This is a genomic window from Cedecea davisae, from assembly GCF_044095835.1.
Lineage (GTDB): Bacteria > Pseudomonadota > Gammaproteobacteria > Enterobacterales > Enterobacteriaceae > Cedecea > Cedecea davisae.
Genome location: NZ_CP172054.1, coordinates 340,169 through 364,339, shown reverse-complemented (window position 1 = coordinate 364,339; position 24,171 = coordinate 340,169). Strand labels below are relative to the sequence as shown.

Sequence of the window (24,171 nt, the reverse complement as noted above, 5' to 3'; positions counted from 1 at the left end):
TCCAAACTATTAAAAGTGGGGTACCAGGTTCGCTTTCTGGATGTTGCTCAGCGCGAACACTTCGTCTTTTCCTTCGACCGTAACTGTGATCATCTCACCGTCTACAGCTTTAATAATACCCTGCCATTTGCGACGGTTTTGCACAGCCATACGCAATACAATGCTCACTTCTTCGCCGTTAAAGCGAACATAGTGTTCTGCGGTGAACATTGGGCGATCGAGGCCAGGTGAGGACACTTCCAGGTTATACGCCACGGTGATAGGGTCTTCGACATCCAGGACTGCACTTACCTGGTGACTGACATCAGCACAATCATCAACATTAATGCCATCTTCACTATCAATATAGATGCGCAGCGTAGATTGGCGACCCCGAATGAATTCGATGCCGACAAGTTCATAGCCCAGTGCTTCGACCGGTGCTGAAATCATCTCTGTTAATTTTTGCTCTAATGTGGACAAGCCCACCCCCAAGACATAAAAAAAGGGCATATAGCCCAGTTATTCTGAAGTCAGATAACAAAAAACCCCGATAAATCGGGGCTTTATATAACTGAACCCTGTATGCCGCAACTGCGGCCCGGACACCGTCCAGGAGAATTTTTTTCTAAATTCTTCGCGAAGGCACCGACTGGTGTTCACAGTATATTTGAAAAACAACTCTCAGGGAAAGTGGTTGCGGGGGCCGGATTTGAACCGACGACCTTCGGGTTATGAGCCCGACGAGCTACCAGGCTGCTCCACCCCGCGTCCGAAAACGTGGCAAATATTACGCCAGTAATGCATTAAATGCAAGAATTGCTGGGATTTGGTACCGAGGACGGGACTTGAACCCGTAAGCCCAATCGGGCACTACCACCTCAAGGTAGCGTGTCTACCAATTCCACCACCTCGGCACTCTTAAAACACGGCAACTTGCATATTACCGTATTGAAGCTGACAAACTTACTGCGGGATATCGCTGCTCGGCTTGGTAGGTGCCGCTGGCGCAGTCTGCTCGGATTTAACCGGCTGACTTAAATTTTCCCACTCACTTCCTTTACTGGTTTTATTGGTGCTGAGGTTACCCAGAACCAGGCTCAGGATAAAGAACAACGTCGCCAGCACACCGGTCATACGGGTCATGAAGTTACCAGAACCACTTGAACCGAATAACGTAGCGGAAGCGCCTGCTCCGAAGGAGGCTCCCATATCAGCGCCTTTACCTTGTTGCAGCATGATGAGACCTACAAGGCCTAAGGCTACAATAAGGAAAACAACTAAAAGAGCTTCGTACATAATTAACCTGTTCCTTGCGGGGTTACCGCACGCCAATTGCTTCAAACCAGTTAAGCGGGCACGTTTGTCATTACCCACTGAAGCGGGTGAGAATACTAACCAAAGCCAGACTGGTGCGCAAGGGCAATTTATTAACATTGCACTGACTGCGGAAAAAAACAGCAAACAATCAGCATCTACGGGATTTAAAGGCGGTATTTGCCGCCTTTTCAATCAGTTTACGAAGAAAGAAGTCTTAAACAGCCTTCACCGCATCGGCAATACGGTTAGCAAATTCCGTTACCTGCCCTTCATCTTCACCTTCAACCATGACGCGAATAAGCGGTTCGGTGCCGGATTTACGCAGCAGGACACGGCCACGATTGCCTAACGCAGCCTCAACCTCAGCCGTGACTTTCTTAACGGTTTCATTTTCCAGCGGATCCCCGCTTCCCGCAGTGAAGCGCACATTAACCAGGATTTGAGGGAACAACTTCATGCCGCTGCACAGGTCATGCAGGCTCATATGGTTGCGAACCATCGCCGTGAGTACCTGCAGACCTGCGACAATACCGTCTCCGGTAGTCGTTTGATCCAGCAAAATAACGTGGCCGGAGTTTTCTGCGCCTATACGCCAGCCTTTTTCCTGCAATTTTTCCAGCACGTAGCGGTCGCCCACTTTAGCGCGAACAAAAGGAATCCCCAGCTGTTTAAGCGCAACTTCCAGCCCCATATTGCTCATCAGCGTGCCGACGGCACCACCGCGCAACTGGCCCTGGCGCAGCCCTTCGCGAGCAATGATATAGAGAATTTGGTCACCATCAACTTTATGACCGAGGTTATCGACCATGATGACGCGGTCACCGTCGCCATCAAAAGCGATACCAAGATCGGCTTTTTCCGCCAGAACGCGTTCCTGCAACATGCGTACATCCGTCGCACCGCATTTTTCGTTGATGTTTACGCCATCAGGTTCGCAGCCAATGGCAATCACTTTGGCGCCCAGTTCACGCAGCACGTTCGGCGCGATGTGGTAGGTCGCACCGTTGGCGCAATCCACAACGATTTTCAGGCCGTTGAGGCTTAATTCATTCGGGAAGGTTCCTTTGCAAAACTCGATATAGCGCCCTGCCGCATCAACAATACGGCTGGCCTTACCGAGCTCAGCGGAGTCCACGCAGGTGATTTCTTTTTCCATTTCCGCTTCAATGGCTTCTTCAACTTCATCCGGCAGCTTGGTACCGTCGATGGAGAAGAATTTGATGCCGTTATCGTAGAACGGGTTGTGGGATGCGGAAATAACGATCCCCGCCTCAGCGCGGAAAGTGCGGGTCAGATAGGCAACCGCAGGCGTTGGCATCGGCCCGGTGAAAGAGGCGGACAGCCCAGCGGCGGCAAGACCAGCCTCGAGCGCCGACTCCAGCATGTAGCCAGAAATACGGGTATCTTTACCGATGATAATTTTACGCGAACCGTGGCGGGCGAGAACTTTACCGGCGGCCCAGCCCAGCTTTAAAACGAAATCAGGAGTAATAGGCGCATCGCCTACGCGGCCGCGAATGCCATCGGTGCCAAAATATTTACGGTTACTCATAGCGTTTGTTTTCCTTCGCTGAAAGCGTGGCTTCTACCACGCGCATGGCTTCTACGGTCTCTTTCACATCGTGCACGCGGAGAATATGTGCCCCCTGCATCGCGGCAATCACCGCGCAGGCCAGACTACCGCTTAGCCGCTGATCGGGGCCAACATTCAATAACTGCCCGACCATGGATTTACGAGACATCCCCACCAGCAGCGGCATACCGTAGCGGTGGAACTCAGCAAGTCGGGCGAGCAGCTGATAATTGTGGGTGAGATTTTTACCGAAACCAAAGCCCGGGTCGAGCAACAATTTATCTTTTGCGATACCTGCCGCTTCGCAGCGGGCAATATGTTCAATAAAGAAGCGATCCACATCGGCAAAAACATCCTCATACTGAGGAGCTTGCTGCATGGTTTTCGGCTCGCCCTGCATATGCATCAGGCAAACCGGCAGCCCCGTTTCGGCCGCTGCCGCCAGGGCGCCCGGCTCCTGCAAGGAACGAATATCATTAATCAGATGCGCGCCAACCCTTGCAGACTCACGGATTACCTCTGCTTTGGAGGTATCGACCGAAACCCAGACCTCGAAGCGCTGAGCCAGCGCCTCCACCACCGGGATAACCCGAGAAAGCTCTTCATCGGTGCTCACCTCTGCGGCTCCGGGCCGCGTAGACTCACCGCCTACGTCGATAATCGTCGCCCCGGCATTAATCATCGCGTTAGCGTGCTTAAGCGCCTCAATCAATGAGTTGTGCTGCCCGCCGTCGGAAAAAGAGTCCGGCGTGACATTCAAAATGCCCATTACGTGAGGGTGGGAGAGATCGAGCGTGGTGCCCTGAGCGGTGAGTTTCATCGAGATTTCCCTGGTTTGTCTGAGGATCTACAAAAACAAAAACCCCGGGGCTGGCCCGGGGTTTATAGATTACTGCAAAAACATCTGGCGTGAGCGTCTTATTTGTCGCCCAACTGCTCTGACATGGTATTGCCCGGGTTTGGCGTACGCGGTTCATCAACCGGACGTGGCGCATTCGGGGTGCCGTTGTTGTCAGAATTATTGCTGCCTTTGCTCGCTTCTTCCCAACCTGCTGGCGGACGCACTTCGCGGCGAGCCATAAGATCGTCAATCTGCGGAGCATCGATGGTTTCATACTTCATCAACGCGTCTTTCATGGTGTGAAGAATATCCATGTTCTCATTCAGCAGCTGGCGAGCACGGGCGTAGTTACGTTCAATCAGTAACTTCACTTCCTGGTCGATGATACGCGCGGTTTCATCGGACATGTGCTTCGCTTTTGCAACTGAACGGCCCAGGAATACTTCGCCCTCTTCTTCCGCATACAGCAGCGGACCAAGTTTGTCGGAGAAGCCCCACTGGGTCACCATGTTCCGCGCCAGGTTAGTAGCGACTTTAATATCGTTCGACGCGCCGGTAGAAACATGCTCTGCGCCGTAGATAATTTCTTCTGCCAGACGGCCACCGTACAGCGTGGAGATCTGGCTTTCCAGTTTCTGACGGCTGGCGCTGATTGCGTCGCCTTCAGGCAGGAAGAAGGTCACACCCAGCGCACGACCGCGAGGGATAATGGTCACTTTATGTACCGGGTCATGCTCCGGCACCAGACGGCCAATAATCGCGTGGCCCGCTTCGTGATAAGCGGTGGATTCTTTCTGCGCTTCCGTCATCACCATGGAGCGACGTTCCGCACCCATCATGATTTTGTCTTTCGCTTTCTCGAACTCAACCATCGAGACCACACGCTTGTTGCCACGAGCGGCAAACAGCGCGGCTTCGTTCACCAGGTTAGCCAAATCGGCGCCTGAGAAGCCAGGTGTACCACGAGCAATGATTGCGGCATCGATATCCGGCGCTAAAGGAACGCGACGCATATGAACTTTCAGGATCTGCTCACGACCGCGAACATCAGGCAGCCCAACCACGACCTGACGGTCGAAACGGCCTGGACGCAGCAGCGCCGGGTCAAGTACGTCCGGACGGTTAGTCGCAGCAATAACGATGATACCTTCGTTGCCTTCAAAGCCATCCATCTCAACCAGCATCTGGTTCAGGGTTTGCTCACGTTCATCGTGACCACCGCCCAAACCGGCGCCACGTTGACGGCCAACGGCATCGATCTCATCGATAAAGATAATACAAGGCGCAGCCTTCTTGGCCTGTTCGAACATGTCACGTACGCGGGATGCGCCTACGCCGACGAACATTTCCACGAAGTCAGAACCAGAGATAGTGAAGAACGGAACCTTAGCTTCACCGGCTATAGCTTTAGCCAGCAGCGTTTTACCGGTACCCGGAGGGCCAACCATCAGCACGCCTTTCGGGATTTTACCGCCCAGTTTCTGGAAACGGCTCGGCTCACGCAGGTATTCAACCAGCTCGGCCACCTCTTCTTTCGCTTCGTCGCAACCGGCAACGTCAGCAAAGGTGGTTTTGATTTGGTCTTCCGTTAGCATGCGCGCCTTGCTCTTACCGAACGACATGGCACCTTTGCCACCGCCGCCCTGCATTTGGCGCATAAAGAAGATCCAGACCCCAATCAGCAGCAGCATTGGGAACCAGGAAATGAAGATAGAAGCCAGCAGGCTCGGCTCTTCAGGTGGTTCACCCACAACTTTCACATTCTTGGTAATCAGACTATCAAGCAGCTTGGGATCATTAACGGGGATGTAAGTCGTGTATCGGTTACTATCTTTCTTGGTAACGTTGATTTCACGTCCGTTGATGCGCGCTTCGCGAACCTGGTCCTGATTAACTTCAGACAGGAAAGTGGAGTAGTCCACCCTACGGCCATTTGACTCGCTGGGCCCAAAGCTCTGGAATACTGACATCAGCACAACGGCAATGACCAGCCAGAGTATTAGGTTTTTCGCCATGTCACTCAAGGGATTAACCTCATATTACAACTGTGTTAACAAACAGCGTCAGGGTACTATAGTTTGCGCCCGGTCGCTACAATGTACACTTCACGTGAGCGGGCACGAGAAGAGTCCGGCTTACGAACTTTAACCGTCGTAAACAGGGAGCGAATTTCCCGCAGGTATTCATCGAAGCCTTCGCCCTGAAACACTTTCACTACAAAACTACCGCCCGGCGCCAGCACGTCCCGGCACATTTCAAGTGCCAGTTCCACCAGATACATAGCGCGCGGAATATCGACTGCCGGTGTCCCGCTCATGTTTGGTGCCATATCTGACATGACAACCTGAACTTTACTGTCACCAACACGTTCCAGCAGGGCCTTGACGACTAATTCATCACGAAAATCGCCCTGAAGGAAGTCCACACCAACGATAGGATCCATTGGTAAAAGATCGCAAGCGATGATTCGCCCCTGATTCCCGATTTGGGTCACGACATACTGTGACCACCCGCCGGGTGCAGCACCAAGATCAACAATAGTCATTCCTGGCTTAAAAAGTTTGTCACTTTGCTGTATTTCATCAAGTTTAAACCAGGCACGGGACCGCAACCCCTTTTTCTGTGCCTGTAGAACATATTTATCGCTAAAGTGTTCCTGCAGCCAGCGGCTGGAGCTGGCAGAACGCTTTTTACCTGTCATCTCAATTTCCAACTTTGTTCATCGTGAATAGCAGGCTAACTAACAATCAGCACAGCCGATTTGGCGATACACTGGAGATGGCGGTAGAATGAACCGTTTTCAATCCCAACGTAAGCAAAAAATACGATGAATCTGAGTACTAAACAAAAACAGCACCTGAAAGGTCTTGCTCATCCGCTCAAGCCGGTAGTTATGCTTGGCAACAATGGTTTGACCGAAGGGGTACTGGCCGAGATTGAACAAGCGCTTGAGCACCATGAGTTAATCAAGGTGAAGATCGCAACGGAAGATCGCGAAACCAAAACCTTAATTGTGGATGCCATCGTGCGGGAAACCGGCGCCTGTAACGTACAGGTCATCGGTAAAACGCTGGTGCTCTACCGCCCTTCTAAAGAGCGTAAGATCTCTCTGCCGAAGTAAGCAGTGGTGTGCAAAATGCCACGCCCTGTTCGTTGATAAAAGGCCGCTATGCGGCCTTTTTCTTTTCTTTACAATACGCCAACCCTTGAGTCAGCGTAGTAAAAATTACAAATATTCTACTTTCAGGATTTCGAATTCTACATCGCCGCCCGGCGTACGAATAACGACAACATCATCGCATTCTTTACCCACCAGACCGCGAGCAATTGGCGAATTCACAGAAATCAGATTCTGTTTAAAATCAGCCTCATCATCGCCAACAATGCGATAAGTAAGCTCTTCGTCGTTATCCAGGTTCAATACCGTTACGGTAGTACCAAAAATCACACGTCCGTTGTTAGGCATTTTTGTGACATCGATCACCTGCGCATTAGACAGCTTGGCTTCGATATCCTGAATGCGACCTTCACAAAAACCCTGCTGCTCACGCGCAGCATGGTATTCAGCATTTTCTTTAAGATCGCCATGTTCACGAGCATCGGCGATGGCGGCAATGATTTGTGGGCGGCGAACGGACTTCAGGAAATCCAGCTCTTCGCGTAATTTTTCAGCGCCACGTAAGGTCATCGGAATAGGTTGCATTTGTTATACCTCTTAAAATCAGTCCTGTGCAGCGCGGTAAATGGGCCACGCTGGCTTAAGAGCATAGCCGGAGCGACGCAATGCACCCCGGCAACAAATAAAAGAAAACCGACCCGGAATCATAGCCCCAGGTCAGTAACAGTTTTCAAATTGACCGACATTTTACCCTGGAGTTCCGTAAGGGTCATCGTTTACTTTGCACCGCGATGCACCGTAGTATGACGGTCACGTTTCCAGGCCGTTACCGCGAGATTATGCGATTTTTGAGATTTGTCATTGGGTTGACCGCTGCTGTAGCCATTAATACTCAGGCTGCGAATGTAGAAGAGTATACCTCCCAGTTGCCTGACGGGGCGAACCTCGCGCTGATGGTGCAAAAAGTTGGGGCCAGCAGCCCATTTATTGATTACCACAGCCAGCAGATGGCTCTCCCGGCGAGTACCCAAAAGGTCATTACCGCCCTTGCAGCGCTGTTACAGCTGGGGCCGGACTTCCGTTTTACCACTACGCTGGAAAGCCGCGCGCAGGTTGATAACGGCGTGCTGGAAGGCGATCTTATTGCCCGATTTGGCGGCGATCCTACGCTTAAGCGTCAGGATATTCGTAATATGGTCGCCGAACTCAAGAAAGCTGGCGTACAGCAAATTAAAGGCAATGTGCTGGTCGATACCTCGGTCTTTGCCAGCCACGACAAAGCGCCAGGCTGGCCGTGGAACGACCTGACCCAGTGCTTCAGCGCCCCACCTGCCGCGGCTATCGTTGACCGTAACTGCTTCTCGATTTCGCTCTACAGCGCCCCGAAGGCCGACGATTTGGCCTTTATTCGCATCGCCTCTTACTATCCGGTTGTAATGTTCAGCCAGGTCAGAACGCTGGCAAAAGGTTCTCCTGATGCCCAATACTGCGAGCTGGATGTGGTTCCCGGCGATCTGAACCGCTATACGCTCACCGGCTGCCTGACTCAACGAGCCGAGCCGTTGCCGCTGGCCTTTGCCATTCAGGACGGGGCAAGCTATGCCGGAGCTATTATTAAAGATGAGTTGAAGCAGGCAGGAATTAGCTATAGCGGCACGCTTTTACGCCAGACCCAGCCCAACACGCCGGGAACGGTTATCGCCAGCAAACAGTCAGCCCCGCTGCACGACCTGCTAAAAATCATGCTTAAGAAATCCGATAACATGATTGCCGATACCGTGTTCCGTACCATCGGCCATAACCGGCTTGGCGTACCGGGCACCTGGCGAGCAGGCTCCGATGCCGTACGCCAGATCCTGCGTCAAAAGGCGGGCGTGGATTTGGGCAACAGCATTGTCGTGGATGGCTCAGGCCTCTCGCGCCACAACCTGATTTCTCCGGCAACCATGATGCAGGTGCTGCAATACATCGCCCAAAACGATAATCAGCTAAACTTTATCTCTATGCTGCCGCTCGCCGGATACGACGGATCGCTGCAATATCGTGCGGGCCTGCATCAGGCGGGCGTTGACGGAAAAGTTTCGGCGAAAACGGGTTCGCTGCAGGGCGTTTATAACCTGGCCGGCTTTATTACCACCGCCAGCGGGCAGCGTATGGCCTTCGTGCAATATCTGTCAGGCTACGCCGTTGAGCCGGCCGATCAGCGCAATCGCCGGATCCCATTGGTGCGTTTTGAAAGCCGCCTCTACAAGGACATCTACCAGAATAACTAACCATGAAACTGCTTATTGTTGAAGACGATTTACTGTTACAGGAAGGTCTGGCGCTGGCATTAGGCGGTGAAGGTTATGCTCTGGACTGCGCCGCTACGGCCGCGCAGGCGGATGCTCTGCTGCAAAGCGGCGAGTACAGCCTGATAATCCTCGATTTAGGCCTGCCGGATAAAGACGGGGCGACGCTATTAGGCCAGTGGCGTCGCCGTGGGGTTAAAAATCCGGTGCTTATCCTGACGGCTCGCGACGCGCTGGAAGACCGTGTTAACGGCCTGGACTCCGGTGCCGACGATTATCTTGTAAAACCCTTCGCTCTCGCCGAGCTTCAGGCACGCGCTCGCGCCCTGATCCGCCGTTATCAGGGCCATAGCGATAATCTGCTGCAACAAGATGACCTGACGCTCAACCTGCAAACTCAGCAGGTCCTGCTGGCCAGTACGCCGGTCGAAATCACGCCTAAAGAGTTTGCCCTGCTCACCAGATTAATGATGCGTATCGGCCAGACCGTCCACCGCGAAACGCTCCAGCAGGATATCTACAGCTGGCAGGACGATCCCGGCTCCAATACGCTCGAAGTACATATTCATAACCTGCGCCGCAAACTGGGCAAAGACCGGATAAAAACCGTGCGCGGCGTTGGCTACCGCCTGGAAAGCCGCTCATGAACAGCATGCGCCGGCGTTTGATGATCCTGCTGGCGCTGATCCTCTTATTCTTCCAGCTGGTTAGCGTGGTATGGCTGTGGCATGAAAGCCGCGAGCAGATTGGCTTTTTGGTTAACGAAACGCTGTCTGCCAGAGCCAGAAACCAGCATGTGGAAAAAGAGATCCGCGAGGCAATTGCTTCCCTGCTGGTCCCTTCGCTGGTGATGGTTGCCTTTACGCTGTTTTTCTCCTTCTGGGCCATCACCTGGATAACCCGCCCGCTCAGCCAGCTACGTTCAAGCCTGGCCAACCGCTCGGCGGACAATCTCTCCCCGCTGCCGATGTTTTCTGACATGGACGAGATGGTCGCAGTCACCAACTCGTTGAACCAGCTTCTTGGCCGCCTTGACCATACCATTCAGCAGGAACGCCTGTTCACCGCCGATGCCGCACACGAGCTGAGAACGCCGCTGGCGGGCCTCAGGCTGCATCTGGAATTAATGGCGAACAAGGGGGTGGAACAGGCGCCCATGCTGCTTGAGCGTATTGATTTGCTGATGCACACCATCGAGCAGCTTCTGATGCTGTCGCGAGCCGGGCAGGCGCTGGCAAGCGGGCACTACAACACGCTGGCCTGGACCCGCGATATCATCGCTCCGCTGAAGATGGAGATGGAAGAACTGGCTGCCCCGCGCGGGCAAACATTCGTCTGGCCAGCGGACTCAAACCTGACGGTGGAGGGCGACGCAGTACTGCTACGTTTAATGCTGCGTAATCTGCTGGAAAACGCCTCACGCTATAGCCCGGAAGGCGGCACGATCGGCATTCTATTGGAACAAAGGGAGAGTGGAACGGCGCTGGCCGTTGCAGACTGTGGCCCCGGTATCGACGAAGAACATCGTCAGCGTATTACCGAACCTTTCCAGCGTATGGACAGACGCTATGGCGGAAGCGGCATGGGCCTTAACATCGTACTGCGTATTGTACAGCTGCATCATGGCCGCCTGGCGCTGGATAACCGGCCTGAAGGCGGGCTGATAGCCAGCTGCTGGTTGCCCGCCAGCATCCAATAAAAAAGGGCCGGATATTCCGGCCCTTTAAGATTTTGATGCTTATTTCTGATAGATGATTTCCACGCCTTCGTCGTCTTCATCATCCCAGTCGTCATCCCAATCCTCTTCGGCTTCGGACTCCATTTCATCGAGCTGCTGACGATGGTAATCGTCCCACATAAACTCGACTTTCTCGGTCTGCTTAGCCACATCGCTGGCCGTGATCGGGTTCTCAACGATAAAGGTCATCACGTCCCAGCACAGATCCTTAACGCCCATCTGGCTGGCGGCGGAGATCAGATAATATTTATCTTCCCAGCCCAGCGCCTCGGCAATCGCCTTCGCCTTTTCTTCGGCCTGAGCTTTATCCATCAGGTCAATTTTGTTAAAGACCAGCCAGCGCGGCTTGGAGGCCAGGCTTTCGCTGTACTTCTCCAGTTCACCGACGATGATGCGGGCGTTCTCAACCGGATCGGAACCATCGATTGGCTCGATATCAATGAGATGCAGCAGTACGCGGCAGCGTTCAAGGTGCTTCAGGAAGCGAATACCCAGGCCTGCGCCGTCGGCAGCGCCTTCAATCAGCCCCGGAATATCGGCAACGACGAAGCTCTTTTCGTTGTCCATGCGCACAACGCCCAGGCTCGGCACCAGGGTAGTAAACGGATAGTCCGCTACTTTTGGCTTCGCAGCAGAAACGGCGCGAATGAAGGTAGATTTGCCTGCGTTAGGCATCCCCAACATACCGACGTCCGCCAGCAGCATCAGCTCCAGTTGCAGATCGCGCTTCTCACCCGGCGTACCCATGGTTTTCTGGCGTGGCGTACGGTTTACAGAAGATTTAAAACGGGTGTTGCCCAGGCCATGCCAGCCGCCCTTCGCGACCATCAGTCTCTGGCCATGCTGGGTCATATCGCCCATGGTTTCGCCGGTACCTTGATCGATAACGCGAGTACCAACCGGAACCTTCACGGTGACGTCGTGGCCACGTTTACCGGTACAGTCACGGCTCTGGCCGTTCTGGCCGCGTTCAGCACGGAAGGCTTTTTCAAAGCGGTAATCGATAAGCGTGTTCAGGTTCTCGTCTGCTTCCAGCCATACGTCGCCGCCGTCACCGCCATCGCCACCATCCGGGCCGCCCCTCGGGATATATTTCTCACGACGGAAGCTAACGCAGCCGTTACCGCCATCACCCGCCACGACCAGGATCGTTGCTTCATCAACAAACTTCATCTTACTTCTCCGTAAATCATTCGCCCGAACGTTGCAATGGTTTGGCAGCTTCGGTTTTATGCCAGCGCCCCCAAAGACGGTGGCCTATAGCGGAATACATTGCTCCGGCCACTACGACTAACGCACCGATATAACCCACAAGGTTAAGCAACGGCATGGCGAAATAATCGGGCCAGGCTTGGGATAACAGGTCTGAGAACAGCAGCGTGAACAGCGGGGTTAACGTGATAATGGCGCTAACCTGAGCTGCCTGCCAGCGCGCCATCGCTTCGGCGAGCGCACCGTATCCCACAAGCGTATTCAGACCACAAAAAATTAAGCATGCCAGTTGCCAGCTACTGAGCTGGAAGATGACATTCACTTTCGCCAGCGGCAACAGCGCAAGCGTACATAAAGTGTACAGCAAAAAGAGGATCTGTTGCGAGGCCAGCCGGCGTAATAACACCTTCTGCGCGACGCCATAGCAGACCCAAACCGTCGCCGCCAAAACGCCGAAGATAACCCCAAGGGTGTAATCCGTCAGGCGGGTAAAAATTTCTATCAGGCTGGTATTGAAGAACATGACCAGCCCGCACAGCAGCATGCTGGCACCGATAATCTGGGTGCCACGCATTTTTTCCTTCAGCACGACCACGCTTGCCACCATCATCCCTACCGGGGAGAGCTGGCCGATAACCTGAGAAGCGGTCGGGCTTAAGTATTGCAGGGAGGAGCTGAAAAGCAGAAAGTTACCGAACAGGCCGCCGGTGGCAATCGCTAACAGACCAAGCCAGCGCGGCTTACGAAATAACTTCAGCGGCGGCAGCTTACCGCGAACGGCCAGGATCAACCCCAGGCCGATACCGGCCATCAGGAAGCGATAGAATACCACCGTTGGCGGCTCCATCACCGTGAGCACCTGCTTCATTGCTATCGGCAACGCGCCCCAGCACATCGCCGTAATCAGCGCCAAAAGAATGCCGATACCCGCCTGCTGCCCCATGCTCCGTGTCCCTGTATTCATTTACCAGGCGTACAATGTAAAAAGCCCCGCAACACGTTGCGGGGCTTTCATCCGTTACCGGACCGAAAAACTTACTCAGCAACGATGCTGATGTATTTACGATTGTTCGGGCCTTTAACTTCGAATTTCACTTTACCGTCTGCTTTAGCAAACAGGGTGTGGTCACGACCACAACCTACATTGTTACCCGCGTGGAATTTAGTACCACGTTGACGAACAATGATGCTACCAGCCAGAACAGTTTCACCGCCGAAGCGTTTCACGCCCAGGCGTTTTGCTTCTGAATCGCGACCGTTACGAGTTGAGCCGCCAGCCTTTTTATGTGCCATTTAATCTACTCCTCAGGTCTTAGGCGCTGATGCCAGTAATTTTCACATCAGTGAACCACTGACGGTGGCCCGCTTGCTTACGGTAGTGCTTACGACGACGAAACTTAACGATTTTAACTTTCTCGCCACGACCGTGAGCAACAACTTCAGCCTTGATAACGCCGCCATCAACGAAAGGAACGCCGATTTTGACTTCTTCACCGTTAGCGATCATCAGAACTTCAGCGAACTCAACAGATTCGCCAGTTGCGATGTCCAGCTTTTCCAGGCGAACGGTCTGACCTTCGCTTACTCGGTGTTGTTTACCACCACTTTGGAAAACCGCGTACATATAAAACTCCGCTTTCCGCACATACCTTACGTTGGTTTCAGGTAGCGCTATAAATATTCACAATAGGGCGCGAATATTACGCAAATCGTGAGGCTTTGACAAGCCCGTTCGTCAATTAGCGTAGAAAAAAAACGCAACCGCACACACACCGTTTATCTGCCTCGTTTTTTCAGTACAATCTGTACTACAGTATCGAACCTCAACCCTCTCGTTATGCCATATGGATATGGAATAAACAGGACGAAAGCCAGACTTTTGCGATGAATTTAGAAAAAATTAATGAGTTAACCGCGCAAGATATGGCGGGTGTCAATGCGACAATCCTGGAACAACTGAATTCGGACGTCCAGCTTATCAACCAGCTGGGCTACTACATCGTCAGCGGTGGTGGTAAACGTATTCGTCCTATGATTGCCGTGCTCGCCGCACGCGCGCTTGCCTATGAAGGCCAGGCGCACGTCAGGATTGCAGCCCTTATAGAATTCATACATACCGCTACGCTGCTTCATGACGACGTAGTGGACGAATCGGACATGCGGCGCGGCAAGGCCACGGCAAATGCCGCCTTTGGCAACGCTGCCAGCGTGCTGGTCGGTGATTTTATTTATACCCGCGCCTTCCAGATGATGACCAGTCTCGGTTCGCTGAAGGTTCTGGAAGTGATGTCTGAGGCCGTTAACGTCATAGCTGAAGGCGAAGTGCTCCAGTTGATGAACTGTAACGATCCTGATATCACCGAAGAGAGCTACATGCGGGTTATCTATAGTAAAACCGCACGGCTGTTCGAAGCTGCCGCTCAGTGCTCCGGTATTCTTGCCGGTGCGACGGAAGCTCAGGAGAAAGCCCTACAGGATTACGGTCGTTATCTGGGCACGGCTTTCCAGTTAATTGACGACCTGCTGGATTACAGCGCGGACGGTGAGACGCTGGGTAAGAACGTAGGTGACGACCTGAATGAGGGTAAGCCTACTCTGCCGCTGCTGCACGCGATGCGTAACGGTACGCCGGAGCAGACCCTGATGATTCGCGGTGCAATTGAACAGGGGAACGGCCGTCATCTTCTGCAGCCGGTGCTGGAGGCAATGGCTTCCTGTGGCTCGCTGGAATGGACGCGTCAGCGGGCTGAAGAAGAAGCGGACAAGGCCATTAGCGCACTTTCCGTTCTTGCTGACAGCCCTTATCGCGAAGCGCTTATCTCTCTGGCTCACATGTCAGTTCAGCGCGATCGCTAGCCTTTCTGAGCGCGTCGGCAGGCGCGCCAAAAAGCTCCAATAAATTATTTTTTCTTTCTAAAAAACGCCACCTATCGCTAAATACCTCATTAAATCCCCTCCCTTTTGTGTGATTAAACACATATTTAGTTATTTCCAATAGTTACTGGAACCATTTGGAAACTTTTATGATATAACCTTGCCTTGCCATCGTTCAGCTCAGAGCTGAACTTATAAGATCTACAGGGAGAGATTATGGAAAATAAATATGTGGACTGGCATCCGGCGGATATTATTGCCGGGCTACGAAAAAAGGGAACCTCGCTGGCCGCGCTGTCTCGTCAGGCAGGTTTAAGCTCATCAACGCTTGCCAATGCCCTGTCCCGTCCTTGGCCTAAAGGAGAGCTGATTATCGCTCAGGGACTTGGCGTGGAGCCGCAGGTAATCTGGCCTTCGCGTTATCACGATCCGTTTACCCATGAGTTTATCGATAGAGCCAGTAGAATTCGTCAGCCATAAAAAAACCGGGGCAAGCCCCGGTTTTCTACGCTTCAGGCAAAAGGAATTACTCGCTGCCCTTCACGCGCTCAATGTTGGCACCCAGAGCCTGAAGTTTGTCTTCAATGCGCTCGTAGCCGCGATCGATATGGTAGATACGGTCAACCAGCGTAGTCCCCTCGGCAATACAGCCGGCGAGCACCAGGCTTGCGGAAGCACGTAAATCGGTGGCCATGACCTGCGCTCCGGAGAGCTTTTCAACGCCGTGACAGATAACGGTATTGCTTTCGATTTCCGCGTGCGCGCCCATACGAATCAGCTCAGGCACATGCATGAAGCGGTTTTCGAAGATGGTTTCGGTAATCACGCCGGTTCCTTCCGCTACCAGGTTAAGCAGGGTGAACTGCGCCTGCATATCCGTCGGGAAGCCCGGGTGTGGAGCCGTGCGAACGGTTACGCCTTTCGGGCGCTGGCCGTGCATATCGAGGCTTATCCAGTCTTCACCGGTTTCAATATCAGCCCCGGCTTCGCGCAGTTTTGCCAGCACCGCATCCAGCGTATCCGGCTGGGCATTACGGCAAATGATCTTGCCGCCGGAAATAGCCGCAGCAACCAGGAAAGTCCCGGTTTCAATACGGTCAGGCAGTACGCGGTACACGCCGCCGCCGAGGCGAGCAACGCCTTCGATGGTAATACGGTCAGAACCTGCGCCGGTGATTTTAGCGCCCAGCGTGTTGAGGAAGTTTGCTGTATCAACAATTTCCGGCTCACGTGCGGCATTTTCAATAACCGTGGTGCCTTCGGCAAGCGTCGCGGCGCTCATGATAGTAACGGTAGCGCCAACGCTCACCTTATCCATCACGATATGAGCCCCTTTAAGGCGGCCATTTACAGAAGCCTTAACGTAACCCTCTTCCAGCTTGATCTCGGCACCCAGCTGCTCCAGGCCGGTAATATGAAGGTCAACCGGACGTGCGCCGATAGCGCAGCCGCCCGGCAGAGAAACCTGACCCTGTCCAAAACGAGCAACCAGCGGCCCCAGCGCCCAGATAGAAGCACGCATGGTTTTCACCAGGTCATAGGGTGCGCAGAAGATATTGACGCCGCTGGCGTCGATATGCACCGAGCCATTACGTTCAACTTTGGTCCCCAGCTGGCTCAGCAGCTTCATGGTGGTATCAATGTCTTTCAGCTTTGGAACGTTCTGGATCTCAACCGGCTCTTCCGCCAACAGGGCTGCGAAGAGGATCGGCAGCGCGGCGTTTTTAGCCCCGGAAATTGTGACTTCACCGCTCAGGCGGGTCGGCCCCTGCACACGAAATTTATCCATTAAAACTGCTCTCTTTAAAATTCAAACCGTTACCATCAGCCCGGGCCGATGGCTCAAAAACCATTTAGCTTGCGATCGCGCGCCCACTCTTCCGGAGTGTAGGTCTTAATTGAAACAGCATGCATACGGTTATCGGCGATAAACTCCATCAGCGGCGCATAAACCGTTTGCTGTTTTTTGACGCGACTTAACTCGGCGAACAACTCACCCACCGCTATCACCTGAAAGTGGCTGCCATCGCCTGAGACGTGGACTTCCTGGAGAGGCAGTGCGTTCATCAGCACTGTCTGAATTTCATGATTTTCCATGGGCTTTTTATCTATTCGTCGGTTAATGAAATAAGCCACACATCTTAGAGGAAAGTGGCGCTCGCTGAAATAAGCAAAAAGCCCCGGAACTTAACAGTTCGAGGGCTTTAATAGTAACGTGCTGAAAACATTAGCCGGCCAGGTGCGGCAACAGTTTATCCGGCAGGTTATAGAGCTGGGCAAGAGTCCGTAAATTCTCGCTGGCTCCCTGCAATCGAACCTCCGCGCCTTTCCGCCCGGCGATATTAATCAGATGGATCAGCAGCGCAAGCCCTGCGGTATCAACGCGCGTTAAGCCGCTAAGCTCAAAGCTCGTTACGCCAGCTACCGCCTTCTCACGCACCTGCCAGAGCGACTGAACGGTTTCGCCATCCAGCTCACCCGTCAGGTGCAGGGTCGCCCCTTCCTGCTTCCAGCTGAGTTCTTCTGCCATTACTTTTTACTGTCCAGCGTGATGGGCTGTTTAGAAATAGTCTGCAACTGAGCAGTAAGGCCGTCGATCCCTTTAGTACGCAGCAGATCGCTCCACTCGTTCTGTTTCGTGGTGATCATGCTGATCCCTTCGGCGATCATGTCGTAGGCCTGCCAGTTACCTGTCTGGGTGTTTTTACGCCACTGGAAGTCAAGACGTACCGGAGGACGGCCGTTTGGATCGATAATCGTCACGCGGATAGGGATAATATCGGCATTGCCCAGCGGCTGCTCCGGAGCAATCTGATAAGTCTGCCCGTGGTACATCGCCAGCGCCTGGCCATAAGCCTGCTTCAGATACTCTTCAAAAGCTTTGAAATAAGCGTCACGCTGCGCGGGCGTCGCCTCTTTGTAGTAGCGCCCCAGCACCAGCGCACCGGCGTATTTCACCTGCACATAGGGCAGCAGCTCCTGGCCGACGATATCACGCAGATAGTCCGGGTTCTGGCGGATTTTAGGCTGCTCGGTTTTCAGGCGATCGAAGGTTTTCTGGGCCGCTTCGTTCATTAATTTGTAGGGATTACTCTGGTCTGCCGCCATGGCAAATGGCGCAATCACCAACATGGCAATCATCATAAGACGTTTAAACATTACTCGTTTCCTCTTAGATTAATTCGTGGTGCCAGACTGCGGCGTAGCATCAGTATGACCCGCCGCATGCGGGTCGGCATCGCCAGAATTCTTATTATCGCCGTTGCCGCTCTTATACAGGAACTGGCCAATCAGGTCTTCAAGCACCAGCGCGGACTTGGTATCCTGGATAGTACCGCCGTCTTTAAGCATAGATGATCCCAGTTCCGGGTCGTCAAAGCCAAGGTTCAGGGCGATGTACTGCTCACCCAGCAGGCCAGAAGTGCGAATAGCCAGCGAACTGGTATCGGGGATCTGGTTGTAGCGCTGCTCAATATCCAGCGTTACGCGCGGCAGATAAGTTTTCGGGTCGAGGGCGATATCATCAACCCGGCCAATGACTACGCCACCGAGGCGAACCGGAGAGCTGACTTTCAGGCCGCCGATATTGTCAAAGGTCGCATAGACACGATAAGTCGGTTCGCTGCGCAGGGAAGTGACGTTAGCCACTTTCAGGCAGAGGAAAATAATCGCTACCAGCGCCACCAGCAGAAAAGCACCTACCCAAACTTCAAATTTCTTTGTTTGCATGAACTCAATTCCCAAACATCAGTGCTGTCAGCACAAAATCGAGGCCGAGGACGGCCAGAGAAGCGTGCACAACGGTGCGTGTGGTTGCCCGGCTGATCCCTGCGGACGTCGGAATCGCGTCGTACCCGTTGAATAACGCAATCCACGTTACGGTAATGGCGAAAACTACGCTCTTAATCACGCAGTTCACTAAATCAAGCCGCCAGGAAACCGCATTCTGCATTGCCGACCAGAAGAAACCAGCGTCAATACCTTTCCAGTTAACGCCAACCAGCGCGCCGCCCCAAACGCCAACGGCAACAAAGATAAGCGTTAACAGCGGCAGAGAAATGACACCGGCCCAAAAGCGCGGTGAAACCACGCGGCGCAGCGGATCGACCGCCATCATTTCCATACTGGAAAGCTGCTCGGTCGCCCGCATCAGGCCAATTTCGGCGGTTAATGCAGACCCGGCACGCCCGGCAAACAACAGCGCGGCAACCACCGGCCCCAGCTCGCGCAGCAAAGAGAGCGCAACCAGCATACCCAGGCTTGACTCCGCGCTATAGGTCGTCAGCACCAGATAGCCCTGCAGCCCCAGCACCATACCGATGAACAGGCCGGAAACCATGATTATCAGCATCGACAGCACGCCGACGTTGTAAAGCTGACGCATCAGCAGCGGCGCATGCTTGCGAAACTCCGGTTTCCCTACCAGCGCGTTGAATAACATCAATCCGGCACGCCCAAACGAAGCGCAGGTTTTTACCCCACGTCGCCCGAAAGATGCCAGTGCATTTAGCAGCATGAGCGCTTAGCTCCTCGTTCCAGATAACAAATCTTGTTGATAATCCCCGGCCGGATAACGGAACGGCACCGGTCCGTCAGCGATGCCGTCGAGGAATTGTCGAACGCGTGGGTCGTGATTTTCACGCAGCTCAGCCGCGCTACCGTGCGCCACAATGTGCTGGTCGGCAGCAATATAAGCGTAATCCGCGATACTTAATACTTCGGGAACGTCGTGGGATACCACAATGCAGGTTACCCCAAGCGAGCTATTCAGCTCAGAGATAAGCTTCACCAGTACGCCCATCGTTATTGGGTCCTGGCCAACAAAAGGCTCATCAAACATGATCAAGTCTGGCTCAAGGGCAATAGCACGAGCCAGCGCGGCACGCCGTGCCATCCCGCCGGACAACTCAGACGGCATCAGTTTAGCCGCACCACGCAGCCCGACCGCTTCCAGCTTCATCATCACCGTGCTGTGCAGCAGAGGCTCAGGCAAATTGCGATGCTCGCGCAGCGGATAGGCAACGTTTTCAAACACGTCGAGATCGGTAAACAACGCGCCGGACTGGAACAACATGCTCATGCGCTTGCGGACGGTAAAAAGCCTCGAGCGTGACATTGCCGGAACGTTTTCGCCATCAAACAGGATCTCACCGCTATCGGGGGTTATCTGCCCGCCAATAAGTTTTAATAGCGTCGTCTTGCCGATCCCCGATGGCCCCATGATCGCGGTTATTTTGCCGCGAGGTACGGTCAGGGAAATATTATCGAAAATCTGGCGTTCGCCACGGGAAAAACTCATCCCACGGATCTCAACCAGGTTCGCTTCAGTCTGACTCATCGCCCTTCCTTTTTTGTCTTAAGCGGCAAGCATGGCCTCAAAGAGAGGCTGAAACCCATCATTTTTACAGAATATTACCTGTCCGGGTTAGCGAAAGCTGGCATTTGTTTTACTTTTCTGCCGCATAAAGTCAGAATTAAGACTTATGGCTAAGTCCAGACGGCGCTTCGGCTCCGCCGGAACATTCAGGGCCCAGGACCGGCGATTATACCTTAATAAAGGATTTTTCATGCTGTTAGCTACGGCGCTATTAATTATCGGTTTACTTCTGGTGGTTTATGGTGCCGATCGTTTAGTTTTTGCCGCCGCGATCCTTTGTCGAAGTATCGGCGTCCCGCCGCTTATCATCGGCATGACCGTGGTCAGCATTGGCACCTCGCTTCCTGAAATCATTATTGCCAGCTCATCGGCGCTGCACGGGCAGTTGGACTTAGCCGTCGGAACGGCAATCGGCTCTAATATAACCAATATCATGCTGATTCTCGGCCTGGCCGCGCTGCTTCACCCATTTACCGTCAATTCCGATATTGTACGCCGCGAATTACCGCTAATGTTGATCGTTAGCGCCGCCGCTGGCCTGTTTCTGTATGACGGGGAGCTGAGCCAGTTCAAAGGCATAATACTGCTGGCAATGGCGGTGCTATATCTGCTGTTTATTATTAGAATAGGCCGCCTTGCCGAGCGTCAGGGCGAAGATAGCCTCACGCGCGAACAGCTAGCCGAGCTGCCGCAGGAAGGCAGCCTCTCGGTAGCGTTTTTATGGCTCGGCGTCGCGCTGGTAATTATGCCGATGGCCACCAGAATGGTTATCGATAATGCTTCTGTTCTCGCCCACTATTTCGGCGTGAGCGAGCTGGTTATCGGCCTGACGATCATTGCTATCGGCACCAGCCTGCCGGAACTGGCGACGGCGATTGCGGGCGCACGCAAAGGTGAAGATGACATCGCCATTGGCAATATCATTGGCTCAAATATTTTTAATATTGTTTTTGTACTGGGGATCCCCGCACTGGTGGCTCCGGGCAGTATCGACCCGCAGGCCTTTGCGCGTGATTATTGGCTGATGTTAGCGGTAAGTGCTGTTTTTGCCGTGCTTTGCTGGCGTAAACCTCGCCAAATCGGCAAGCTCGCGGGCGCTCTGTTAACATGTGGGTTTATCGTATGGATTGTGGTGCTTTGGTTTGTTGCACCACCTGTCGTCGGATAAAACGGAAACGGGAATTATGTCTCATATAGATTTAGCGCCGGGTTTTGACTTTCAACAAGCGGGCAAAGACGTGCTCAATATTGAACGTGAAGGCCTGGCTCAGCTCGACCAGTATATTAACGACGACTTCTCGCAGGCCTGTGAGAAAATGTTTTACTGCGCGGGCAAGATAGTTGTGATGGGCATGGGCAAGTCGGGCCATATCGGTAAGAAGATGGCGGCGACTTTCGCCAGCACCGGCACCCCGGCATTTTTCGTCCATCCCGGTGAAGCCAGCCACGGCGATCTCGGCATGGTTACCGCGCAGGACATCGTGATAGCCATTTCCAACTCCGGCGAATCTAACGAAATTTTGGCGCTAATCCCGGTGTTAAAACGCCTCCAGGTGCCGTTAATTTGCATGACTGGCCGCCCGGAAAGCTCAATGGGCCGTGCGGCAGATATTCATCTGTGCATCGCGGTGCCACAGGAAGCCTGTCCTCTGGGCCTGGCACCGACCACCAGCACCACGGCAACGCTGGTGATGGGTGATGCGCTTGCTGTCGCGCTGCTGAAAGCCCGCGGCTTTACGCCCGAAGATTTTGCGCTTTCCCATCCGGGCGGCGCGCTGGGCCGTAAACTGCTGCTGCGAGTTAACGACATTATGCACTCCGGCGATGAAATTCCGCACGTCAGCAAAGAGGCCTCTCTGCGCGACGCGCTGCTGGAAATTACCCGTAAAAATATGGGGATGACGGTCATCTGCAATGACCTGATGAAAATTGAAGGCATCTTTACCGACGGCGACTTACGTCGCGTGTTCGATATGGGTGCTGATTTAAATACCCTACGCATTGCTGACGTGATGACCGCAGGCGGCATTCGCGTGCGTCCGGGAACATTGGCGGTTGACGCCCTGAACCTGATGCAGTCGCGCCATATCACCTCGGTTCTGGTCGCAGATGGCGACCAATTGCTGGGTGTGGTACATATGCATGACATGCTGCGCGCAGGCGTAGTTTAAACAAAGGATTAGCCTTAATGAGTAACCGTGATGCGTTGCTGAACACCTGTTATGGGCCGGTTAGCGCGCAGGTCATAGAGCGGGCGAAAGAAGTTCGCCTGCTGATTCTGGATGTCGATGGCGTTATGTCAGACGGCCTGATTTACATGGGCAATAGCGGCGAAGAGCTGAAGGCCTTCAACGTGCGCGATGGCTACGGCATTCGCTGCGCCCTGACCTCCGGGATTGAAGTCGCTATTATTACCGGAAGGAAAGCAAAACTGCTGGAAGACCGCTGTGAAACTCTGGGTATCACGCACCTCTATCAGGGGCAGTCAGATAAGCTCATCGCCTTTCGCGATCTGCTGGCAAAGCTGGCGCTCTCTCCAGAGCAGGCGGCTTATATCGGTGACGACCTGATCGACTGGCCGGTAATGGAACAAGTGGGCTTAAGCGTAGCCGTTGCAGACGCCCATCCGCTGCTGACGCCAAAGGCTGACTACGTTACCCGAATTAGCGGCGGGCGCGGCGCGGTGCGGGAAGTTTGCGATCTGTTATTGATGGCGCAAGGTAAGCTTGACGAGGCCAAAGGGCAATCCATATGAGTAAGACCAAACGTTGGCTTATCATCCTGCTCGCCATCGCGGCGCTGGTCCTGATCGGCCTGAATCTTACGGATCGTGACGAACCTGGCGTAACCGTCAATAATAATGATCCCACCTATCAGAGTGAGCTTTCCACAACGGTAGTGTACAACCCGCAGGGCGCGCTGAATTACAAGCTGATAGCCCAGCATGTTGAATATTTTTCGGATACGGGGATTTCCTGGTTCACCAAACCGGTGATGACCCAGTACGATGAAAAGAAGGTCGCCACCTGGGAAATTCACGCCGATCGCGCCAAACTTACCGATGACAAAATGCTCTATTTGTACGGCAACGTGGTGGTAACGGCGCTGACCCCGGAGTCGCAGTTACGCAAAATCACGACAGACAATGCGCAGGTTAACCTCGTCACCCAGGACGTTGCGTCCGACGACCTGGTTACCCTGTACGGTACCAGCTTTAATTCCAGCGGCCTGAAAATGCGCGGCAACTTACGCAGCCAAACTGCACAGCTGATTGAAAAGGTTAAAACCTCTTATGAAATCCAGAATAAACAAACTCAGCCTTAAACTTGTTCTGCTTGGTACGCTCTTTGCCGCACCATGGTCCGCCTGGGCGCTGACCGGTGATACCGAACAGCCGATTCATATTGAATCGGACCAGCAGTCCCTCGATATGCAGGGTAACGTCGTCACCTTCACCGGTAACGTCGTGGTGACTCAGGGCAGTATCAAAATCAACGCCGATAAAGTTGTCGTCACCCGTCCCGGCGGTGAGCAGGGCAAAGAGGTGATCGACGGCTACGGCAACCCGGCAACCTTCTACCAAATGCAGGACAGCGGGAAGCCGGTAAAAGGCCACGCCTCCACCATGCATTATGAGCTGGCCAACGACTTCGTCGTGCTGACCGGTAAAGCTTACCTGGAACAGCTGGACAGCAATATCACCGGCGACAAGATAACTTACCTGGTGAAAGAGCAAAAAATGCAGGCGTTTAGCGATAAAGGCAAGCGAGTCACCACCGTGCTGGTGCCGTCTCAGTTGCAAAACAAAAACGGCCAGCAGCCGGCACAGAAAAAGAGTAACTAATTCG

The 24,171-nt window shown here is 53.5% G+C and carries 29 protein-coding genes and 2 tRNA genes; 11 read left to right on the top strand and 20 right to left on the bottom strand.

The annotated features are described in order from the left end of the window. Positions 1–9: 9 nt before the first annotated feature. From rimP to rlmE, 8 genes are all read right to left on the bottom strand, one after another. Positions 10–462 (bottom strand): ribosome maturation factor RimP, encoded by a 453-nt coding sequence (gene rimP / locus ACG1VR_RS02230; RefSeq protein ID WP_071704146.1) that lies wholly within the window; start codon positions 460–462, stop codon positions 10–12. Between the two features lie 211 nt (positions 463–673). Beyond that, a tRNA-Met gene (locus ACG1VR_RS02225) sits at positions 674–750 on the bottom strand. A gap of 59 nt (positions 751–809) precedes the next feature. Next, a tRNA-Leu gene (locus ACG1VR_RS02220) sits at positions 810–896 on the bottom strand. Positions 897–945: 49 nt separating this feature from the next. Then, positions 946–1,278 carry a preprotein translocase subunit SecG gene (secG, locus tag ACG1VR_RS02215; RefSeq protein WP_016538366.1) on the bottom strand — a complete coding sequence of 111 codons (333 nt, stop codon included), beginning with the start codon at positions 1,276–1,278 and terminating at the stop codon, positions 946–948. A gap of 235 nt (positions 1,279–1,513) precedes the next feature. Next, positions 1,514–2,851 carry a phosphoglucosamine mutase gene (gene glmM / locus ACG1VR_RS02210; protein WP_395490105.1) on the bottom strand — a complete coding sequence of 446 codons (1,338 nt, stop codon included), beginning with the start codon at positions 2,849–2,851 and terminating at the stop codon, positions 1,514–1,516. Continuing rightward, on the bottom strand, positions 2,844–3,692 hold the full coding sequence (gene folP / locus ACG1VR_RS02205; RefSeq protein ID WP_016538368.1) for a dihydropteroate synthase: 849 nt from the start codon (positions 3,690–3,692) through the stop codon (positions 2,844–2,846). Before folP ends, glmM begins: the two co-directional genes overlap by 8 nt. A 98-nt stretch (positions 3,693–3,790) precedes the next feature. Further along, positions 3,791–5,728: an ATP-dependent zinc metalloprotease FtsH gene (gene ftsH / locus ACG1VR_RS02200; RefSeq protein ID WP_016538369.1), complete on the bottom strand. Its 1,938-nt coding sequence runs from the start codon at positions 5,726–5,728 to the stop codon at positions 3,791–3,793. A 56-nt stretch (positions 5,729–5,784) separates the two neighbouring features. Further along, a complete protein-coding gene (gene rlmE / locus ACG1VR_RS02195; protein WP_016538370.1) occupies positions 5,785–6,414 on the bottom strand; it encodes a 23S rRNA (uridine(2552)-2'-O)-methyltransferase RlmE in 630 nt (209 codons plus the stop codon). A 126-nt stretch (positions 6,415–6,540) separates the two neighbouring features. On the opposite strand from rlmE, the gene yhbY reads away from it, so the two are divergent. Next, positions 6,541–6,834, top strand: coding sequence for a ribosome assembly RNA-binding protein YhbY (yhbY, locus tag ACG1VR_RS02190; protein ID WP_008454796.1), 294 nt, complete (start codon positions 6,541–6,543; stop codon positions 6,832–6,834). Positions 6,835–6,939: 105 nt separating this feature from the next. Here the strand turns inward: yhbY and greA are convergent, their stop codons facing one another. Further along, positions 6,940–7,416, bottom strand: coding sequence for a transcription elongation factor GreA (gene greA / locus ACG1VR_RS02185; RefSeq protein WP_016538371.1), 477 nt, complete (start codon positions 7,414–7,416; stop codon positions 6,940–6,942). Between the two features lie 254 nt (positions 7,417–7,670). Here greA and dacB point away from each other — a divergent pair, with 254 nt between their 5' ends. Genes dacB through pmrB form a run of 3 tightly spaced genes read left to right on the top strand, consistent with a single transcriptional unit; the run spans position 7,671 to position 10,821 of the window. Next, positions 7,671–9,104 (top strand): serine-type D-Ala-D-Ala carboxypeptidase, encoded by a 1,434-nt coding sequence (gene dacB, locus ACG1VR_RS02180; protein WP_395490101.1) that lies wholly within the window; start codon positions 7,671–7,673, stop codon positions 9,102–9,104. A 2-nt stretch (positions 9,105–9,106) separates the two neighbouring features. Continuing rightward, complete coding sequence (gene pmrA / locus ACG1VR_RS02175) at positions 9,107–9,769, top strand: two-component system response regulator PmrA (protein WP_395490099.1); 663 nt, start codon at positions 9,107–9,109, stop codon at positions 9,767–9,769. Next, a complete protein-coding gene (pmrB, locus tag ACG1VR_RS02170) occupies positions 9,766–10,821 on the top strand; it encodes a two-component system sensor histidine kinase PmrB (protein ID WP_016538374.1) in 1,056 nt (351 codons plus the stop codon). The genes pmrA and pmrB overlap by 4 nt, the downstream gene beginning before the upstream one ends. A 39-nt stretch (positions 10,822–10,860) precedes the next feature. Here the strand turns inward: pmrB and cgtA are convergent, their stop codons facing one another. The 4 genes from cgtA to rplU form a co-directional block, all read right to left on the bottom strand. Next, entirely contained in the window at positions 10,861–12,033 is a 1,173-nt protein-coding gene (gene cgtA, locus ACG1VR_RS02165) for an Obg family GTPase CgtA (RefSeq protein WP_016538375.1), read from the bottom strand. 16 nt (positions 12,034–12,049) lie between these two features. Continuing rightward, a complete protein-coding gene (locus ACG1VR_RS02160; RefSeq protein WP_016538376.1) occupies positions 12,050–13,015 on the bottom strand; it encodes a DMT family transporter in 966 nt (321 codons plus the stop codon). 92 nt (positions 13,016–13,107) lie between these two features. Further along, positions 13,108–13,365 (bottom strand): 50S ribosomal protein L27, encoded by a 258-nt coding sequence (gene rpmA / locus ACG1VR_RS02155; protein ID WP_007673187.1) that lies wholly within the window; start codon positions 13,363–13,365, stop codon positions 13,108–13,110. Positions 13,366–13,384: 19 nt separating this feature from the next. Next, positions 13,385–13,696, bottom strand: coding sequence for a 50S ribosomal protein L21 (rplU, locus tag ACG1VR_RS02150; protein ID WP_016538377.1), 312 nt, complete (start codon positions 13,694–13,696; stop codon positions 13,385–13,387). 260 nt (positions 13,697–13,956) lie between these two features. Between rplU and ispB the strand changes: the two genes are divergently transcribed. Together ispB and sfsB are read left to right on the top strand one after the other, a co-directional pair. Next, on the top strand, positions 13,957–14,928 hold the full coding sequence (ispB, locus tag ACG1VR_RS02145) for an octaprenyl diphosphate synthase (protein ID WP_016538378.1): 972 nt from the start codon (positions 13,957–13,959) through the stop codon (positions 14,926–14,928). 234 nt (positions 14,929–15,162) lie between these two features. Next, a complete protein-coding gene (gene sfsB, locus ACG1VR_RS02140; protein WP_016538379.1) occupies positions 15,163–15,426 on the top strand; it encodes a DNA-binding transcriptional regulator SfsB in 264 nt (87 codons plus the stop codon). Positions 15,427–15,472: 46 nt separating this feature from the next. On the opposite strand, the gene murA is transcribed toward sfsB, so the two are convergent. From murA to mlaF, 7 genes are all read right to left on the bottom strand, one after another. Then, a complete protein-coding gene (gene murA / locus ACG1VR_RS02135; protein ID WP_016538380.1) occupies positions 15,473–16,735 on the bottom strand; it encodes a UDP-N-acetylglucosamine 1-carboxyvinyltransferase in 1,263 nt (420 codons plus the stop codon). 53 nt (positions 16,736–16,788) lie between these two features. After that, a complete protein-coding gene (gene ibaG, locus ACG1VR_RS02130) occupies positions 16,789–17,043 on the bottom strand; it encodes a BolA family iron metabolism protein IbaG (RefSeq protein WP_008454819.1) in 255 nt (84 codons plus the stop codon). A gap of 130 nt (positions 17,044–17,173) precedes the next feature. Next, entirely contained in the window at positions 17,174–17,476 is a 303-nt protein-coding gene (gene mlaB / locus ACG1VR_RS02125; RefSeq protein WP_016538381.1) for a lipid asymmetry maintenance protein MlaB, read from the bottom strand. After that, positions 17,476–18,105: a phospholipid-binding protein MlaC gene (gene mlaC, locus ACG1VR_RS02120; protein WP_016538382.1), complete on the bottom strand. Its 630-nt coding sequence runs from the start codon at positions 18,103–18,105 to the stop codon at positions 17,476–17,478. Before mlaC ends, mlaB begins: the two co-directional genes overlap by 1 nt. An 18-nt stretch (positions 18,106–18,123) precedes the next feature. After that, positions 18,124–18,675 carry an outer membrane lipid asymmetry maintenance protein MlaD gene (mlaD, locus tag ACG1VR_RS02115; protein ID WP_016538383.1) on the bottom strand — a complete coding sequence of 184 codons (552 nt, stop codon included), beginning with the start codon at positions 18,673–18,675 and terminating at the stop codon, positions 18,124–18,126. Positions 18,676–18,679: 4 nt separating this feature from the next. Next, complete coding sequence (gene mlaE, locus ACG1VR_RS02110; RefSeq protein WP_039898863.1) at positions 18,680–19,462, bottom strand: lipid asymmetry maintenance ABC transporter permease subunit MlaE; 783 nt, start codon at positions 19,460–19,462, stop codon at positions 18,680–18,682. A gap of 6 nt (positions 19,463–19,468) precedes the next feature. Next, positions 19,469–20,284 carry a phospholipid ABC transporter ATP-binding protein MlaF gene (mlaF, locus tag ACG1VR_RS02105; protein ID WP_395490092.1) on the bottom strand — a complete coding sequence of 272 codons (816 nt, stop codon included), beginning with the start codon at positions 20,282–20,284 and terminating at the stop codon, positions 19,469–19,471. A 229-nt stretch (positions 20,285–20,513) separates the two neighbouring features. Here mlaF and ACG1VR_RS02100 point away from each other — a divergent pair, with 229 nt between their 5' ends. The 5 genes from ACG1VR_RS02100 to lptA are packed head-to-tail and all read left to right on the top strand — an operon-like array spanning position 20,514 to position 24,167. Continuing rightward, the gene (locus ACG1VR_RS02100) at positions 20,514–21,491 is read left to right on the top strand and encodes a calcium/sodium antiporter (protein ID WP_395490090.1); all 978 of its coding nucleotides are present in this window, start codon (positions 20,514–20,516) and stop codon (positions 21,489–21,491) included. Between the two features lie 16 nt (positions 21,492–21,507). Next, positions 21,508–22,494, top strand: a complete 987-nt coding sequence (gene kdsD / locus ACG1VR_RS02095; RefSeq protein WP_016538387.1) for an arabinose-5-phosphate isomerase KdsD — start codon at positions 21,508–21,510, stop codon at positions 22,492–22,494. 17 nt (positions 22,495–22,511) lie between these two features. Then, a complete protein-coding gene (kdsC, locus tag ACG1VR_RS02090) occupies positions 22,512–23,078 on the top strand; it encodes a 3-deoxy-manno-octulosonate-8-phosphatase KdsC (RefSeq protein ID WP_016538388.1) in 567 nt (188 codons plus the stop codon). Continuing rightward, on the top strand, positions 23,075–23,647 hold the full coding sequence (gene lptC, locus ACG1VR_RS02085) for an LPS export ABC transporter periplasmic protein LptC (protein ID WP_016538389.1): 573 nt from the start codon (positions 23,075–23,077) through the stop codon (positions 23,645–23,647). The genes kdsC and lptC overlap by 4 nt, the downstream gene beginning before the upstream one ends. Then, on the top strand, positions 23,616–24,167 hold the full coding sequence (lptA, locus tag ACG1VR_RS02080; RefSeq protein ID WP_016538390.1) for a lipopolysaccharide ABC transporter substrate-binding protein LptA: 552 nt from the start codon (positions 23,616–23,618) through the stop codon (positions 24,165–24,167). Before lptC ends, lptA begins: the two co-directional genes overlap by 32 nt. Positions 24,168–24,171: the final 4 nt, after the last annotated feature.